13 protein-coding genes and 1 pseudogene are annotated in these 15388 nt (G+C 70.1%); 7 read left to right on the forward strand and 7 right to left on the reverse strand.

Annotated features, from left to right (window positions below; all coding sequences use genetic code 11):
* Positions 1-378, forward strand: a 378-nt coding sequence (locus tag IE252_RS32190; protein ID WP_190092975.1) for a hypothetical protein, incomplete at its 5' end; no start/stop codon positions are given.
* Between the two features lie 49 nt (positions 379-427).
* Here IE252_RS32190 and IE252_RS43465 read toward each other — a convergent pair.
* Positions 428-680: pseudogene (locus IE252_RS43465) on the reverse strand (ATP-binding protein); the annotation flags it as partial.
* 2539 nt (positions 681-3219) lie between these two features.
* Here IE252_RS43465 and IE252_RS32195 point away from each other — a divergent pair.
* The 3 genes from IE252_RS32195 (at position 3220) to IE252_RS32205 (ending at position 5623) form a co-directional block, all read left to right on the forward strand.
* Positions 3220-3741: a hypothetical protein gene (locus IE252_RS32195; RefSeq protein WP_190092976.1), complete on the forward strand. Its 522-nt coding sequence runs from the start codon at positions 3220-3222 to the stop codon at positions 3739-3741.
* 203 nt (positions 3742-3944) lie between these two features.
* Positions 3945-4628, forward strand: coding sequence for a hemerythrin domain-containing protein (locus IE252_RS32200; RefSeq protein WP_190092977.1), 684 nt, complete (start codon positions 3945-3947; stop codon positions 4626-4628).
* An 80-nt stretch (positions 4629-4708) separates the two neighbouring features.
* Positions 4709-5623 (forward strand): LLM class flavin-dependent oxidoreductase, encoded by a 915-nt coding sequence (locus IE252_RS32205; RefSeq protein ID WP_190092978.1) that lies wholly within the window; start codon positions 4709-4711, stop codon positions 5621-5623.
* A gap of 12 nt (positions 5624-5635) precedes the next feature.
* Here the strand turns inward: IE252_RS32205 and IE252_RS32210 are convergent, their stop codons facing one another.
* From IE252_RS32210 to IE252_RS32225, 4 genes are all read right to left on the reverse strand, one after another.
* Positions 5636-9028 carry an ATP-binding protein gene (locus tag IE252_RS32210; RefSeq protein WP_190092979.1) on the reverse strand — a complete coding sequence of 1131 codons (3393 nt, stop codon included), beginning with the start codon at positions 9026-9028 and terminating at the stop codon, positions 5636-5638.
* A gap of 95 nt (positions 9029-9123) precedes the next feature.
* Positions 9124-10176 carry a pyridoxamine 5'-phosphate oxidase family protein gene (locus IE252_RS32215; RefSeq protein ID WP_190092980.1) on the reverse strand — a complete coding sequence of 351 codons (1053 nt, stop codon included), beginning with the start codon at positions 10174-10176 and terminating at the stop codon, positions 9124-9126.
* Between the two features lie 477 nt (positions 10177-10653).
* On the reverse strand, positions 10654-11061 hold the full coding sequence (locus IE252_RS44365) for a tetratricopeptide repeat protein (protein WP_190092981.1): 408 nt from the start codon (positions 11059-11061) through the stop codon (positions 10654-10656).
* 109 nt (positions 11062-11170) lie between these two features.
* Positions 11171-11350 carry a hypothetical protein gene (locus tag IE252_RS32225; RefSeq protein WP_190092982.1) on the reverse strand — a complete coding sequence of 60 codons (180 nt, stop codon included), beginning with the start codon at positions 11348-11350 and terminating at the stop codon, positions 11171-11173.
* A 165-nt stretch (positions 11351-11515) separates the two neighbouring features.
* Here IE252_RS32225 and IE252_RS32230 point away from each other — a divergent pair, with 165 nt between their 5' ends.
* Positions 11516-12199 (forward strand): HNH endonuclease family protein, encoded by a 684-nt coding sequence (locus tag IE252_RS32230; protein WP_190092983.1) that lies wholly within the window; start codon positions 11516-11518, stop codon positions 12197-12199.
* A gap of 252 nt (positions 12200-12451) precedes the next feature.
* On the opposite strand, the gene IE252_RS32235 is transcribed toward IE252_RS32230, so the two are convergent.
* Positions 12452-12976 carry a DUF1877 family protein gene (locus IE252_RS32235; RefSeq protein ID WP_190092984.1) on the reverse strand — a complete coding sequence of 175 codons (525 nt, stop codon included), beginning with the start codon at positions 12974-12976 and terminating at the stop codon, positions 12452-12454.
* 316 nt (positions 12977-13292) lie between these two features.
* Here IE252_RS32235 and IE252_RS32240 point away from each other — a divergent pair, with 316 nt between their 5' ends.
* Positions 13293-14054 (forward strand): hypothetical protein, encoded by a 762-nt coding sequence (locus IE252_RS32240; protein WP_190092985.1) that lies wholly within the window; start codon positions 13293-13295, stop codon positions 14052-14054.
* A 345-nt stretch (positions 14055-14399) separates the two neighbouring features.
* On the opposite strand, the gene IE252_RS32245 is transcribed toward IE252_RS32240, so the two are convergent.
* Complete coding sequence (locus tag IE252_RS32245; RefSeq protein WP_190092986.1) at positions 14400-14771, reverse strand: ATP-binding protein; 372 nt, start codon at positions 14769-14771, stop codon at positions 14400-14402.
* 352 nt (positions 14772-15123) lie between these two features.
* Here IE252_RS32245 and IE252_RS32250 point away from each other — a divergent pair, with 352 nt between their 5' ends.
* Positions 15124-15360: a DUF397 domain-containing protein gene (locus tag IE252_RS32250; protein ID WP_190092987.1), complete on the forward strand. Its 237-nt coding sequence runs from the start codon at positions 15124-15126 to the stop codon at positions 15358-15360.
* Positions 15361-15388 lie beyond the last annotated feature (28 nt).

Raw genomic sequence — 15388 nt, forward strand, 5'->3', positions numbered from 1 at the left:
GAACTCCTCAGCCACTACGCCAGGTTCACGATGGTGATCAAGCGCGCGCACGCCGACCGTCGCGGCTGGGACTACGACTGGGCCGAGTGGAGCGCCGTTCTGACACGGGTCAGCCTGATCGCTCCCGCGGAGGTCGCGGCAGAGGTCGACCGCTTTGGCCAGTCGGTCGACCGCTTCTTGGACCGCGTCGCGCGAGACGTCGATCCAGTCCGTACGCCGCTCGGTGAAGAGGAGTTCCGGGAGGCCGGTGCGCAGGTGGCTCAGGCGCAGATATGCCTGGTCAACGCGATGCGGCGGTCGCTGGGAGGGAGACAGAAGGCGCTGGCCTTCTGGATTGGAGGGTCACACGCCGGCCCAGAGATTCACGGATCGCTGTAGCGATCGCAACCATTCGTTGATGACGGCGATGGTGACCGTCGCCTCGTAGCGGACCGCCAATGCAGAAGTTCTCCCGGCGGCCGATCCATTCGAGGGTTATGAGCGCGTCCTGCGTGGGGCGGGGAATGGACGACCTTCATCTCGTCCCAGTCACCGAAGGTCTTTCCTGTGGGGAAGCCGGCCCGTTGGCGGCGGGTGTGGAGGTTGGCCCGGTCCCGTCCGGCGGCTTCCTCGGCCAGCGGGACGCGGACGACCTCGGCGGGCTCCCTTCTCTGTGCCTTGGCCGTGGGAATGAGATCGGCCCAGGCTGTCCCGTGTGGATCACCGGGTCGCTGGTCCGGTCGTGTCGTTGACTGTTGTGTGGTGGTCGCGGATCGAGCTGCTGTGTGCGGCCCGGACTGCGTGGTGTGGCGGGCGGTGGTGTGATCGCCGGCAGATGGTCGGGGCGATTGCGGGGAAGTACCGCACGGGCTCGGTCTGGGGGGCTGTGCCTTGCGGGTTCGGTTCGTGGAAGGGCGTCTGCACCCGCTTGCGGTCAGCCGGCGGAGTCCTGTCACCAGCTGTGTTGCCGCTGCCCCTGGAGAGCTGTTCCCGGGGCTGTGTCTGATTTCCCAGCTAACTGACGGAGCATCAGGATGGCTGCCGGGTGGGTGAAGCGGGGGACTGGACGGTCTGGTAGGCGTGCTCGAGGAGTTTGAAGACTTCCTCATCTCCGTGTGCAAGGTCGGGGTGCCAGCGTGTCGCCGCTTTGCGGTACAGGTGCTTGGCCCCTGCCGTGGAGTCTGGTGCGTGTCCGGCGAGTTCGACGAGGAGTGACTGGGCGGTGGCTCTGGGGAGCGGGTGGAGGGGGCTGATGCTGCGGAACACCGCCCGGTACCAGGTCAGCTTCAGCGCCTTCGCCCGCTCGGTCTCGGCTCGCCGGCGCCGGACCGAGAGTTCTTCGGGCCCGACCCGGGAGCGCCAGGCAGCCTGTTTGCAGGCGTCCGAGCACCATCTGGGTGCGGGGCCGCGGCGTCGGGGGCGGTTCCACTGCATCTCGCACCACCCGCACACCAGCCGCTGCACCCCGGGCTGCATCCCGGGCACCGAACGCTCCGCCCGCGCCATACGCCTTCCCTGCCTCTTGAGGACCCTTTAACTCGTAACGTGGTCGCAAGGCTTCAGGGCACTGGAAGCCGAGGCAGGTCACCTTTTCGTGTTACGGGTTCGCCTCCGGTCTGCGTGCGCGAAATCCCGGTGATGCCGGGGATCGAGCAGGGGCAGGGGCGCGAGTGCACAAGAGCCGTGTTACGAGTAGGACGGGTGAGTGGCGGCCCCGCGATACACCTACGCTTCCCGCGAAACTCGTAACACGCCGTGCGCCTTGCCACGGCCCAGCCCATGACAGCCAGCCCAAGCCACCGGAGGACGACTCGCGCCCCCGCTCCACCACCTGACCTGGCTGCTTGCCGGGAAGCGTCAGGACACGACCACTCAGCCCGTCGGCTGGCTCTTGCGGACATGGGCGCTCGATGGCACCTGGGAGCGATGGCTTGCTGCGAGCGGTTGGGGGGCACGGCTACGGCTAGCCGTGCTGGTCATGGGTTTCGTTATGGCTGGGCGTGAGGCTCCTCGGCGGCACACGGTGTGCACGGTCGGCCTGTCTGCTGCAGGGGCTCGGCTCATCGCCGGCACGGCATGGCCGGGCGGCATACGGGTGTCCCGCGTGCGGCGGGCTGGCCCTGGGCCCCTGGTACGGGTCCCTCGGGTGCGGCGGCTACGGAGTGCATGTCACCTCGTGCAGGGTCGGATGTTCCGGCTCGGTATCAGTCTGTGGGTACGCCAAACCGAGGTTCAGCAATCAGGTCGGTTGCCTCCCTCCGCCCGCCCGCCGGTCGTCAGGCATGTGGGTCAGGTGGCCCTGGAGACATCGGCGGATAGTCACTCTGGGGGCTGTTACGGCTGCCCGTGCTGGTCGTTGGTGTGGTTATGGCTGTGCGTGAGGGTCTTCGTCTCTGCAGGATGTGTTCCGCCGATGTGTCTGCTGGTGTGGGGTATCTCGTGGTGGGTACGTCGCGGGAGGGTCGGCGGAGGGTGTTCGGCCGGTTTTTGATCTGTGAGGGCTGTTACGTCAGGGGTGCTCCTGATCCGGTCACGGGGCTGTCCCGCCCGGACGCCGCACGGCAGGCAGGCGGGGTGCGGTGGTTCGAACTGCTGGGCCGGGGACCGGCCCTTGCGCCTGAGCCGTGTGTGGGCTGCGGCCTGGTCGTGGTCCGGCGCGCGGAGGCCTTGCTGAAGGGGGTCACCTGCTCGCGGGCATGCCGCACGTCCCTCACGCGTAAGCGTCACGGTGGCCGGGGTTCGGGCCGGCCGTGCGGCAGTTGCGGGCAGCCCGTGACGGTTGGGCGTGCGGATTCTGTCTACTGTGACGCGCGCTGCCGGCAAAAGGCCTACCGGCGCCGCAAGGCCCGGCGGATCCCGGATGCGGGCGGGGGTGGGGAATTGCTGGCGGCGCTGGCCCCGTTCGTTGTCGCGCCGGGTCGGGGGATCTCGAAGGCGCTCTACAAGGCGTTGTACAGCCTGCATGTCGCGCACCAGGGTGGCCACGGTCAACAGGAGCCTCTCGCTCGGCTGACTGCTATGGATCCCGAGCGGGTCAGGCTCCCGGACACGCAGGAGGGCCGCCGGCTCCGGGCCGCCCTGCGTGGCATGCGTGGCGTCTGATCCCCGCCAACCGGTTCGGCCACGGGGGAGGTTCCCTGCTTGCTGGCGTGGTGGTGAGCGGGGATTTCGCCGTACCGGGGCGTCAGGGTTGGTGCACGATGCTGGGGCGTGTGTCGGAAGTGCTCTAGGTTGGCTGGCGTGAGTGGGCGGGGGCGGAGTTATAGGTACGTCGGACCGGTCGAGCTGAAGACCGCGGTCCGGCCTGGTGACGGCGGGCGTCGGATCGGCTCGGCGGCTGACTTCGGCGGCTGGATCGTGGAGCAATCGGCGGCGGAGCTGGCTGAACCGTTCACCTTCGTGGTCCGTATGGATGGTGTGCTTCGGCTGGCGCCGCGACGAAGCGAGCACGTGGGCTGCGCCGGCGGAGGCCTGGTCCTGAGCGCCGGAGAGATCAGCTTCATATGCGAGGCAGACCGATGGACCGTGGGAGAGGTCAGCAACCAGTCCACCGGATACTGCCCGGACGTCACTTCCTGGTCGGCTGTCGCCCGTGCCCTGGACGACGTAGAACTTGGGCGGCCCTCCGGTTTCACCCACGAGGTGGTCTTCCGGCGGTGCCCCGACTGTCAGGAGCACAACATCGTGCGCGAGGACGACTTCGTCTGCGTCTTCTGCGACAGCGATCTGCCCGCGGCGTGGAACGTGGATCCCATCGCGTGACCGCCGAGGGTCGGAACGGCCGATGACCCGCCTCTGGACACCGAACCCTCGGTCGTCGAGGACCCGTTCCCGGCATCGCGCCGCGTCTGGCACGCGAAGTCCGGGCGTTCCGGGCGGGGCCTGCCCGGGTGTGTCCGCCTGACGCCTTCATCAGGCAAGTCGGGTGCAAGTGGCCTGCAATCGGACTCCGAAGACTGGGAGGCATGACCACGAACGACGTTGTAGATTCCGCTGCCCACGCTTACACCCGCGAAATGGCGATGATCCACCAGGTGTTCCGCCGCGAGTCGCGGCTGCTTGCCGAACTCGTGCAGGACGTCCAGCCCGCCGACACGGCACGCGCCCGGATCCTTGCTGAGCACTGGCGGCTCTACACCATCGGGCTGCACGCCCATCACACCGGTGAGGACGAGGTGCTCTGGCCCGTGCTGCTGCCCCATCTGGATCTCGATGCCGAGCACGTGCTCGCGATGGAGGCGCAGCACCACGAGCTCAGCGAGGGCATCAGTGAGGTCCGGGTGCTGATGGACCGTTGGCAGGCGCGGGCTCTGGCGGAGGACCGGGACGAGCTGGTCGAGGCCTTGCACCGGCACCACCGGCAGCTGTCTGCCCATCTCGACGCGGAAGAGCGGGAGGTCATGCCGCTGGTCGCGCTCCACGTGACCGAGGAGCAGTGGCGTGCCGTCGGGGAGCGGGGCCTCGCCGAGACGCCCCGCAACCGGCTGATGATCGCCTTGGGCGCCATTCTGGAGGACAGCTCACCCGAGGAACGCCTGGAGTTCCTCACCCGTCTGCCGGTCCCGGCGCGGGTGCTCTGGAAACTGCTCGGGCAGCGCCAGTACCGCCGTGATACCAGGCGGATCCGCGGTCGGCGCGCCACCGCATGAGCCCGTCCGCCCGGTCCCTTCAGGCGGGCGGACGCTCCCGGCCACCTCGCCCCTCCCGTACCGATCGAGGAGTTCCACCGATGCGCATCGGATTCTCCGTCCCGCAGTTCGGCCCGTTCGCCGACCCCCATCGCTCGGCCGGCCTGTGTACGGCCCTGGAAGCACTCGGCTGCGACAGCCTCTGGGCGGCCGACCGGCTCCTGGCCCCGATCGTCCCGCCCGGCGGGTACCCGGGCGGGAAGCCGATGCCCGTGCGGTACGGCACCCATCTCGACCCGCTGCTCGCGCTGGGCGCGGCGGCCGCGGCGACCGGGCGGGTACGCCTGGGCAGCAGCACGCTCAACGCCCTGTGGCAGCCGCCCCTCGTGCTCGCCCGGGCCCTGACGACCCTCGATCTGATCAGCCGCGGCCGTCTGGAGGTAGGCCTCGGCCTGGGCTGGATGCAGGAGGAGTACGAGGCCGCCGGGGTGCCGTGGCGGGGGCGCGGCGCCCGGCTGGAGGAGACCCTCGACGTCCTGGAGGCCGTATGGGGGTCCGGGACCGTCGTGCACAGGGGCGCCCTGTGGAGGATCACCGAATCGACCGTGCTGCCCAAACCGCGTCAGAGGCCGCGGCCACCCATCCTGCTGGGCGGCTTCACCGCGGCTGCTCTGGAGCGGGTCGGCCGGCGTGCGGATGGATGGCTAGGGGCGTCGATGCCGCTGCCCTTCTTCCACGGTCTGTGGGCGGTGGCCGTCGAGGCCGCCGAGCGGGCGGGACGCGACCCGGCGGTACTGCGCCGGGTGTTCCGCGTGAACCCCGCCGTCACCGCGACGGAGGCCGCGGCCGGGGAGACCCATCAGCGCGGGACCGTGCGCCAAATCTGCGATCACCTGCGGCTGATGTGCGCGGCGGACACCGATGAGGTGCTGGTGGACCTTCAGTTGACGACGGACTCCCCTGACGAGTTCCTCGATCTGGCAGCACGGTTCGCGGCCGAACTGAGCGGGAGCTGAGCGCGGCGCCTGCTATGCGGACTCCGCAGGCAGTCCGGCCAAGGCTGCCTGGGCGGCTTGCGCCCAGTGGGGCGAGTCCCACGCCGCGGCCACCCGCGCGGCTTCCAAGTGGTGGCATCGGGCCTGGACCGGCCGGCCCAGGAAGGCGGCGAGTTCACCGAGGGTCTGCGCAATGGGCCGGAAGACGAGGCTGAGGCTGCTCGCTCCGCCCGCCAGCCCTTGGAGGGGCAGCAGATCCCGGTAGACCTCGTCGGCCGTTTCCCGGTCGCCGAAGGCGACGGCCGCCGCGCCGCGCAGGCCGGCCAGGATGCCGTAGGCGAAGTCGGGCAGGAGCGGGACGCGCTGGTCGAAGACGTCACGGGCTTCCTCGGGACGGCCGGCGGCGAGCAGTGCGAGCGCGGTGAGGGATTCGTTGTGCGGCCGGTACTGCTCCCACACCGCGAGCAGTACTGGAAGGACCTCGCCGAGCCGGCCCTGCTGCAGTCGGATGCAGCCCACGGCCAGCCCGGCCAGCCCGCTGAGGTCCACGGCTCCGCGGGCCCGCAGTTCCGCCACCGCCGAACCCAGCTCCTCCTCAGCCTCGGTGAAGCGCCCCCGGGCCATCGCGAGCATGGGGCGGCGCAGCCTGGCCACCGCGAACATGCCCTGGAGTCCGTACGTACGGGCGATCTCGTCGGCCCGTACGAGGCACTGCTCCATCCCCGACGGGTCGTTGCGGGCGGCTGCGAGGCGGGCGGCGGTGTAAGCACTCATCCAGGAGTACTCGGGGCTGTCCTGGGAGGCCGCCACCTCGGCCAGTTCCTCGTGGAGCTCCAGGTAGGCGTCGGGCGCGAGTTCGCAGTCGATCCGGCGCAGCAGCGAGGTGAGGGTGAGGCCCCGCAGACGCGGCTCGCCCATCGCGCGGCCGAGTTCCACGGCCTGCCGTGCCACGGTTACGGCACGGGGGTCCGCGTCGTCGTGTGCGTCGGCGAACTGGTCGAGAAGGAGACACCTCTGGCGGTCGGTCAGGCCACCGGTCTCGAGCAGCCTTCCGAGCTCCTCGAGGGCCTCGGTGTCGGACGCCGCGTACGCGCGGACGCGCCAGGGCGTCGGTTCGGTCCATGTCGTGTAGGCGGCAATCAGCAGATCGGCGCGGCCCGACGACCGGGCCACCCTGACGGCCTGCTGCTGGGCCTCACGGGCCTGTACGACGGCGCCCATTCGGATCCGGCAGTCGACCAGCTGGCCCAGCAGCAACACCTGCAACAGGGCGGGGTCCTGCTCGGCGAAGGCCGCCGGATGGTCCGCCAGCAGGCCGAGGGCCGCGTGCAGGAGGTCTTCTGCGTTCTGCGGCGCGTAGCGGCGTACGGCCTGTTCGCAGGCGAGCCGGGCGTGATGGACGGCGAGCCGCGCGTCGGCGGTCACGACCGTGGCCGCCCGCAGCAGGTGGTGGGCGGTGGCGGCGACGTCGTCGGAGCCGAGAGCGATCAGGCTCCGGCCGAGCCGGGAATGCATCCGGGCCAGGCGCAGCCGGGTGAGGTCGGCTTCCAGGGCGTCGCGTACGAGGGCGTGGCTGAAGCGGACCGTGCCGGGACACGGCTCGGTGAGCAGTCCGGCGGTGACACCGGCCTCCAGGGCGTCGAGGAGCTGATCGGCATCACTGTCCGAGGCATGGACCAGGAGAGCGACCGGTGCCTCGCGTCCGGCCACGGCGGCCAGGCGCAATCCGGCCGTCACGGTCGGCGCGAGCAGGGCCAGCCGTCGCCGCAGCACGTCCTGGACCCCCTGCGGGATGCGCTCCAGCGCCTGCTGTTCGCCCTCACTGACCAGGAGCAGCGAACTCTCGTGCAGGTAGAAGGGGTTGCCCCCGGCCCGTTGCGCCAGAGTCGTCGCGGCCCGGTCGGTCATGCCGGTCGCGACGCGGCGCAGCAATGCCGTCGCCTGGGCGTCCGAGAGCCCGCCCAGGGCCAGGCGCACGGGAGAGCAGGGCGCCAGGCGTGCCATTGCCTCGGTCAGATCCCCCTCGCCGGTGCGGTACGAGCCGACCAGGAGCAGCGATGCGTCGCGCAGCTGTTCGGCGCAGAGCAGGAACAGCTCGATGCTTTCCCGGTCGCCCCAGTGCAGGTCGTCCAGGACGATCGCCAGCGGCTGCCGCCGGGCGGTGTCCCGGAGCCAGCCGAGGAGAGCCCGGTGCAGGCGGAAGCGCCGTGCCGGGCTGCCGTCCGTCTGCGCCGTGGTGCCGGGGGCCAGGAGCGGGGCGAGCTCGTCGGCGTAGGCTCCCGGTGGGGCGGCGCGTGCGAGATCCGGCAGCATGTCGAACCAGGCCCGGCCGGGCGGGGCGCCCTCGGTCTCCGGGCACTGTCCTGAGCCGACCAGCCAGCCTTGTCCGGGCAGTTGGCGCAGGGCGGCCTCCAGGAGGCTGGACTTGCCGATACCGGCCTCACCGGAGACGAGGACCACCTGGGCCCGGCCGGTGCGTGCCCGGTCCGCCGCGGCGGCGAGCGAGGCCAGTTCTCCGTCGCGGCCCAGGAGCCGGTCGGCCGTCAGCACCGTGGGCGCGGCCGGCGTCCGGGGCCGGGCGGCCGTGGCCGGGTGCTCCACCGGCTTCAGGGCGGGGGCCGTGTCCGTGCGTACGGGGGACGCGGCGGGGGCTGTCGTCGACCGGTGGAGCAGGTCGAGGCGCTGGTGCAGGAGGGCCTGTTCGAGTTCCAGCAGGGAGGGCCCGGGCTCGACGCCGAGTTCCTCGCCGAGGACGTGCCGGGCCTGGCGCAGCGCGGCCAGGGCGTCGCCCTGGCGGTCACGGGCCCACAGCGCCAGGGCCAGCAGCCGCCAGCCCTCCTCGTGCAGGGGCTGCTCCGTGGTCAGGGCGCTGGCGTCGGCGACCGCTTGTGCGGCCTTTCCGCAGGCGAGGCGCGCGGCGGCCAGCCGTTCGCGGGCACTGCGGTGCAGCTCCTCCAAGCGGGTGCGTTCGCTCGCGGTCCACGGCTCGTCCGCGAATTCCGCGTACGGCTGTCCGCGCCACAGGGTGAGCACCCGGGTCAGGTGCTCTTCGGCGAGGTGGGGCGGGTTCCCCGCCGTCGCGCAGGCCGACACCTGGTCCTCGAACACCCACGCGTCCACCGCTGCCGGGTTCAAGGCCAGGGCGTAGCCGTAGGGGGCGCTGACCAGGATCCGTGCGGGGGTCCGCGGTGCCCGTTCCGGTTCGAGAGAGCGCCGCAGTCGTGCGACGTACGCGTGGAGCGAGGCCTGTGCGCTCGGCGGGACGCTCGTCGGCCAGAGCCTCTCGATGATCCGTTCCGTGGGCACGACGGCGCCGCGGGCGAGCAGCAGTTGGACCAGAAGCATCCGTGCGAGCCGGCCACCCGCATCGGCCGGACGGCCGTCGACCTCGACCCGGAACGAGCCGAGCACCTTCAATGTGATCATGACAAGAACATCGTAGTCGGCGCGCAGCGGTCCCACCGATGCCGGACGGGCGGACACCCGCCACGTCCGTCCGGCCCGAATCGACGCCTCAGCGCTCAGTGATGCGGCGACCCCGTCACCGCCGGAAGGCAGGGAGGGCCGGCCGGTGCCGGCGACGGGTCCGCGAGAGCGCGGAACAGGTCCCATTGCACCTTCGGACGGCGCAGGCCGCGCCGTTCGAGATACCGGTCGGTGGACCGCTTCGTCCGGCGCAGGACGCGCAGGGCATCGCTGGCCCGTCCGGAGCCCATGGGCTCGGTGACGGTGGACGGCACCATCACCCAGCCGGCATCCGTGCGGCGCAGGTCGCCGCGTACGAGCGCGTTGTACATGTGGTTGAGCCGTTCGTCGTGCCGGTGCACCAGGAGGCTGGCCGGGCCCCGTTCGACAGGGCAGTCCTCGGGCACCTCGACCAAGTAGCCCGCCGGTGTCGGCCGCGGCCGGGTGCGGGCCAGTACCGGAGCGCCGGAGGCGTCGCGCGCGGCCACTACGGCAGTGGGCAGGCTCGCCAGCTGGGAGGCTCCGGGCAGGGTCACCGTTGCGGACGCGGGTGCCGACGCTCCCGGTGGCGGCAGTTCGGCGAGGGGCTGCCGCACGATCACCAGTTCGGGCTCGACGGTGATGAGCAGGCGCAGGTAGTACCAGGACATTACCGGCCTCATAGGACGCAGGAGGTACGAGCGGCTGTGCGGCTGCCGCTCGAAGAGCCTGCGCCAGTACTCCTCGGCCCCTCGCGGACCCGACATGACCGTTTCGGGGCACTGGGCACGGCCGGCGACGAAGATCTGCGGGGCGAAGTCGAGACCGCTTCCGGTCGGGTCCGAGAAGAGCAACCCGACCCGTCCGTCACGACGGATGTTCAATGCCTTCTGCGCGAACGCGAGTGAGGTGGTCAGCAGGAGCGTCCCGTCGTCACGGCGTGCGACGGCCGTCGGCCAGACCAGCGGAGTCCCGTCCTTGCCCAGGGTGACGAACTCGCAGGTCCGGTAGGCGTCCAGAACCTCGTGCGGAGCGGAGTCGAGAACCGTCCTCGGGCTGCTCCGCACATCAGGGTGGACCACATCCGTCGCATGGGTGTGAAGGCTTTCGGAGGCACTGCTGGGGGACATCCTCGGACGCTCCTGGATCGCTTGCCGACAACGGATACAGAACGGTGCCCTCACCCCCTTGGCACCGACTTGCCGCCGACTTGCAACCGCACGCCGGCGCAGCAGGGTCACGACGAACCGGAGGGCGAGGTGTCGGGCCACTCGAGGTACGCGGCTTCGCTGCCGTATCCCCCCTCCTCGGCTGGCGCTGGCCGCGGGCGGAGGCATACGTCTTTACCCGCAGGTCGTCCCCCACCTCGACGCGCCCGGCCAACTCGGCCTGCTCGCCTTAGGCGAACTCGTCGACACCCAGCACCCGCGGCCAACGTTCGGGCACGGGCGGCGCTTCGAGGAGTTCAAACAGCTTCTGCGGCCTGCCGCCAGATGGAGCTGCCGACACAGACGCTCGCCGGCCCGGCCTCCCAGTTCGACGGCGACCGCTAGGCCCGGCCATCGACGCCAGAGTGCCCGAGGCCACCACGAAACCCACGAGTCCGCCTACAAACGCAGCGCTTCGGCGCGATCCGGGAGGTACCGTGCCGGGGCGCAGAGGGAGGAGCTTGTCGTAGAGCCGCAGGGACTCCTCGATGGACCGTACGCTTCAGGCAGTTCCACCCGCGCCTCGTGCCGGACACATGCCCAGGTGCCCAGGCTGAGGGCGAGGTCGGGTTTGTGGGCGTCAGGGTTGCCCGCGGCCAGGTGAGGGTAGATCTGCAGCGCCTCCTGCTCGGCCGTCAGAGCCTCCTCGTGCCGCCCCATCTCGGAGAACCGGATCCCCAGGTTGGACGGCGAGGAGGCGAGATTGGGTGCGTGGGCGCTGGGGTTGGCAACCGACAAGCGGCGGCGGATACTGACGGCTTTCTCGACCGGCGTGAGGGCTTCCGCCGGTCGGCCCCGTTCGGACAATCGGGTGGCGTTGGCCAGAGCGATGGAGAGCCCGGGTTCGTGGGCATCGGGGTCGTCGGCGGCCAGGCGACAGTAGATCTTCGTCGCCTCTCCCGGCCAACAACAGGCCCTATTCGCCTGCAGGTTGACGGCTGGGCAGGCGGCGGGCGAGGTTCTGGGCCAGGTTTTCCGCCTGCCAGGCCCACTCGTGGCTGTCGTCACAGCCTTCGGCGAAGTGCTGCAGCACGTCGATGATGTCCTGCGCTTCGTCGTGGGGGATGCGGATGTGGTCGTCGCGGCTCGTGTCCATACGGGGGCAACTCACCTCAGGCACAGGGGGTTACGTGGGTGTGTTGTGTGATGGGCCGACTTACCGCTCGCCCGGGTGAACGGGCCGTCCACAGCATCGACGGGGGGTGTCGGGGACCGGTACGAAGATCACGACTGCTTTTGTGATCTCCGAAAGGCCACCGGTATGCGTTTCACCAGGACCTGCCTCGCCCTCACCACCCTCACCGCACTCGCCGCTCTGCTCACCCCCGCCACCGCCGGCGCTGCTCCCGCCCGGGCTGCGGCGGCCGGTGACACGGTCACCCTCGCCGTACGGGACGCTCTCGCCTCGCTCCCGGTCCAGGACGAGGACCGGGCCGGGTACGTGCGCGCGAGGTTCCGGCACTGGGTGGACGCGGACAAGGACGGCTGCAACACCCGCCAGGAAGTCCTCAAAGCCGAAGCCCTCGAACCCCCCGTACAAGGCCCCCAGTGCGCCCTGAGCGGGGGATCCTGGTACTCGCCATACGACGACGCCTACTTCACCGATGCCCGTCAGCTCGACATCGACCACCTGGTCCCGCTCGCCGAGGCCTGGGACTCGGGCGCCTCCACGTGGAGCGCGAAGGAGCGCGAGGACTACGCCAACGACCTCGGTGACGACCGCGCGTTGATCGCGGTCTCGGCCAAGTCCAACCGCAGCAAGGCGGATCAGGATCCCTCCACGTGGTTGCCGCCGTTCGCGGGCTACCGCTGCCAGTACGTCACCGACTGGATCGCCGACAAGATCCGCTGGGGACTGACCATCGACGGGGCCGAACAAGCCGCTCTGAACGAGAGCCTGACGCGCTGCCCTGACGAGCAGATCAGCGTCACCCGGGCCCGCTGAAGCCCCCATCGTCGTCCCCTGCCTGGCCCGCCGCGTGCGTGGCTGCTCATCTGGTGTCGCCAACAGGGTCCATGGATACGCGGGCAGGCGCTGTCTCCTGGCCAACTCGTGCTGGCTCGGGTCTCGGTGAGCTCGATGCTGTCACACTGAGGTACGCCTCGCCGATGCCCCCTCCCGGCGAGGCGTACCTCAGGTGTGGACGATCACGTAACTCCCCAGGTGCTCGCAGTGGGGACGCCGAGATGGCCTGGTTCAGCCCCACCAGAGCACGACGAGCAGGTGGCGCCGTGCAGCGTCGGTGTAGAAGTCGCGCAGGGCGCTGAAGTGCGTCAGCAGGTACTCCCTGGGGCCACCCGTGAACTGATCGGCCCCATAGCCGATCACGGAGCCGGCTTCGAGGTCGTCGATCGGCAGGGCGGCGAGGAGGGCGGATATGTCGATCTGACCGAGCAGTTCGCAGACGCGCGCCACTTGAGAGACGGACAGGGCGGTGGGATCGGGCCCGAAGGGGGCGATCGCGTGTGGGCCCGTATTGAGGAAGCCCAGATCGAGAGTGGTGTCGCCGGCTGTGGCCCGGCGAAGAGCGCCGAGGTGGACCTCATCGAGCCCGGCCGCCTCGCTGAGGCGTGCCAGCGGTACCGGCGCCCAGTCCAGGTCCAGCGCGTCGCACGCTGGCGGTTCCCAGTGGTGATCGCGGCTCGGTGACGTACTGGCGGTGTTGCGGCAGGCGGCGAGATACTCCGCCGGGATGCGGGCGAGCTGCAAGGTGACGGCCATCATGCCAGTATCGCGGCCGCGTCCACCGGATTTCGGCTGCCGGCTTGGGGCCGCCCACGGTCTCCGCCCTCATGGTCTTCGGCGTGCGCGCTGCGGTGTCGCCGTGACAGCGGCTTCGATCTGCTCGTCCCCGATTCGGCGGGGAGTGCTTGGGGCGGGGTGTGGACGGTCGCGTAATTCCCCAGGCTGTCATCCCGTCGTTCCAAAGGGGCTGTCCGTGGGTCAGCGCGCCTGGAGGGGGCCCTTGCTACCGCCCTGAGCGGAGGCCGCGCGAATTCACATGACAACTGCGAACCGGCTTCGCGATCATTGGCCGATGACCATGGGACCGGATCTTCTCAGTCTGAGCATCGTCTGCCCACCGCCCGACAAGGGCGGCGTGGAGGTCCGCCCGATCGTCAATGGCCAGGATCTTCTGGCCGAGGTGATCCCCGGTGGCGTGGGAGGTTCCCGGTACCTGGGAGCAGGCCCCCGGTATCTGCTGGACCGGGCTGGGCCGCTGCATGCCACTGTGACACCCCACGAGGTTCGTCTCGCTTGGTCCGGGTGCGGCGTGGAGGAGTGCTGTGGCGCTCTGTACGTGACGGTCAGGCGCGACGGGGATCATGTTGTCTGGGCGGACTGGCGCGACCTGGCCAATCAGGACGTCGACCTGCCAGTGCTTCGGTTCACCGCAGGCCAGTACGAGGCCGAGGTCCTGCGAGCTGGAGAGGACCGCGGTTGGGAGTGGCCGGCAGGGCTGGTCGCGCGGCTGCTTGAGGCGGGGCTGAGGGGAAGCGGGGGCTGGCTCGCCCGGTGGGAGTGCGAGTTGGAAGGCGTCTGGGCCTCCCGCAAGGAACCCGATCGAATTCACGTCGTCCTGAGGCACCCCCCTGACCAGACCGAGACTGATCAGCCCTGGCTCCAGTTCGGGATAACTCTCCCGATCTCCGCGGACGCCCCATCGGACCAGGTCGAGCGCCTGCAATCGCAGCTGACCGCTGGCGATCCTCGTTCCACCGCTGAGGTCTGGGGAGGCTCGCATGATGCCGAGCAATTGGGCTACCCATGGCCGCCGATCGACCCGCTGCTCACGTGAACGGCAGAGAGAGGAGGGGGGTGGGCCTCCCTGCCGCTGGGCATCCAGTCGCAACCGCCATCCCCATGGGGAAGCGTGACCGGGCGGGTGGGGAACTACATGAGGCGGGTGTGACTCGGGGCTACGGGGTCCCTGTCCGGGTACGCCTCCGGCGTCCTTGATCGGCAGCCCTGTGTTCTTCGGCCGAGGTGTGACGGCGGACGTGAAGTGCGGGTGTGCCGCGAGCGAGCCGACGGCTGTCACGATCTGCCCCCGCGCGGCGGACCGGGGTGCCGCGCCGCCGTCCAACACCAGCCCCATGTTCACCCCCCCCCGCACCGGTGTGCGATAGGCGGTGTTGGCGGGTCACCCGGCGAGGGCGAGGCGGGCCCAGACGGTTTTTCCGGGGGGTGGGGTGGGGGTCCAGCCCCAGTTGGTGGCGAGGGCGGTGACGAGGTGGATTCCTCGTCCGGTCTCTGCCCATAGGTCGTGGGTGGGGGTGTGGGGTGGGGTGGGGCTGGGGTCGGTGATGGAGCAGATCAGTGCGGTGGGCTGCATGTGGAGTGCGAGCCAGATCTGTCGGTTGCCGCGGTGCTGGGGGGGTGGGGGGGCGTGGAGTACGGCGTTGGTGACGAGTTCGCTGACGATGAGGAGGGCGCTGTCGGTGAAGGCCTGGCTGGAGGTGGTGAGGCGCCAGCGGGTGAGGCAGCGCATGAGGAACGTGCGTGATTGAGCCACGCTGAGGGGGACGGCGTCGAATTGGTGTGCGGCGAACACGGCGGGGGCCAGGCCTAGTTCGAGGCCTCCGGGTCCGGTCTCACTCGTTCGACTGAGGCAAGGGGGTAGGTCCGAGCCAAAGTCTGCGGTGGTGTCCGGCTGGGGCGGCGAGGTGGGGTGGGCGGAGTTTTCTGGCGATGGCGCCATGGGTGAGGGCACTCCCGTTGAGGATTTCTCTTCGAACGCTGCCGGTGTGCTGCTGTGTTGAGACTACGGTCGCGCGTGCGGGACGGCATGAAATTTCAGACGGAATTTCCCGCGGGCTTCCCGTGAACGTGGACGCATGTGTGAAACGGATGAGGGAGTGTGACGGATGCGGAACATCGAGAACGGGGTCAGCGCGAGCAGTATCGAGGGGGCGGCCTGGGTGAAGAGCCGCCACAGTAATGGTGACGGGTCCTGTGTGGAGGTGGCGGCACTGCGGGACGGCGGCATGGCCGTGCGGAATTCCCGCTTTCCGGAAGGTCCGGCTCTGGTGTTCACTGCGCGTGAGGCTCGGGCCTTTGTTGCGGGGGCGCGGGAAGGGGAGTTCGATTTCGTGGCTGGCTGAATCTGCCTGAAGGTGTGAGGGTTTCGCT

The sequence above is a fragment of the Streptomyces melanogenes genome (assembly GCF_014649795.1).
Lineage (GTDB): Bacteria > Actinomycetota > Actinomycetes > Streptomycetales > Streptomycetaceae > Streptomyces > Streptomyces noboritoensis.

Excerpts from the sequence above, each read along its gene's own strand:
- IE252_RS32230 (WP_190092983.1), top strand. The coding sequence starts at position 11,516 with ATGCGTTTCACCAGGACCTGCCTCGCCCTCACCACCCTCACCGCACTC.
- IE252_RS32250 (WP_190092987.1), top strand. The coding sequence starts at position 15,124 with ATGCGGAACATCGAGAACGGGGTCAGCGCGAGCAGTATCGAGGGGGCG.
- IE252_RS32235 (WP_190092984.1), bottom strand. The coding sequence starts at position 12,976 with ATGGCCGTCACCTTGCAGCTCGCCCGCATCCCGGCGGAGTATCTCGCC.
- IE252_RS32210 (WP_190092979.1), bottom strand. The coding sequence starts at position 9,028 with ATGATCACATTGAAGGTGCTCGGCTCGTTCCGGGTCGAGGTCGACGGC.
- IE252_RS32240 (WP_190092985.1), top strand. The coding sequence starts at position 13,293 with ATGACCATGGGACCGGATCTTCTCAGTCTGAGCATCGTCTGCCCACCG.
- IE252_RS32215 (WP_190092980.1), bottom strand. The coding sequence starts at position 10,176 with ATGTCCCCCAGCAGTGCCTCCGAAAGCCTTCACACCCATGCGACGGAT.
- IE252_RS32200 (WP_190092977.1), top strand. The coding sequence starts at position 3,945 with ATGACCACGAACGACGTTGTAGATTCCGCTGCCCACGCTTACACCCGC.
- IE252_RS32205 (WP_190092978.1), top strand. The coding sequence starts at position 4,709 with ATGCGCATCGGATTCTCCGTCCCGCAGTTCGGCCCGTTCGCCGACCCC.
- IE252_RS32225 (WP_190092982.1), bottom strand. The coding sequence starts at position 11,350 with ATGGACACGAGCCGCGACGACCACATCCGCATCCCCCACGACGAAGCG.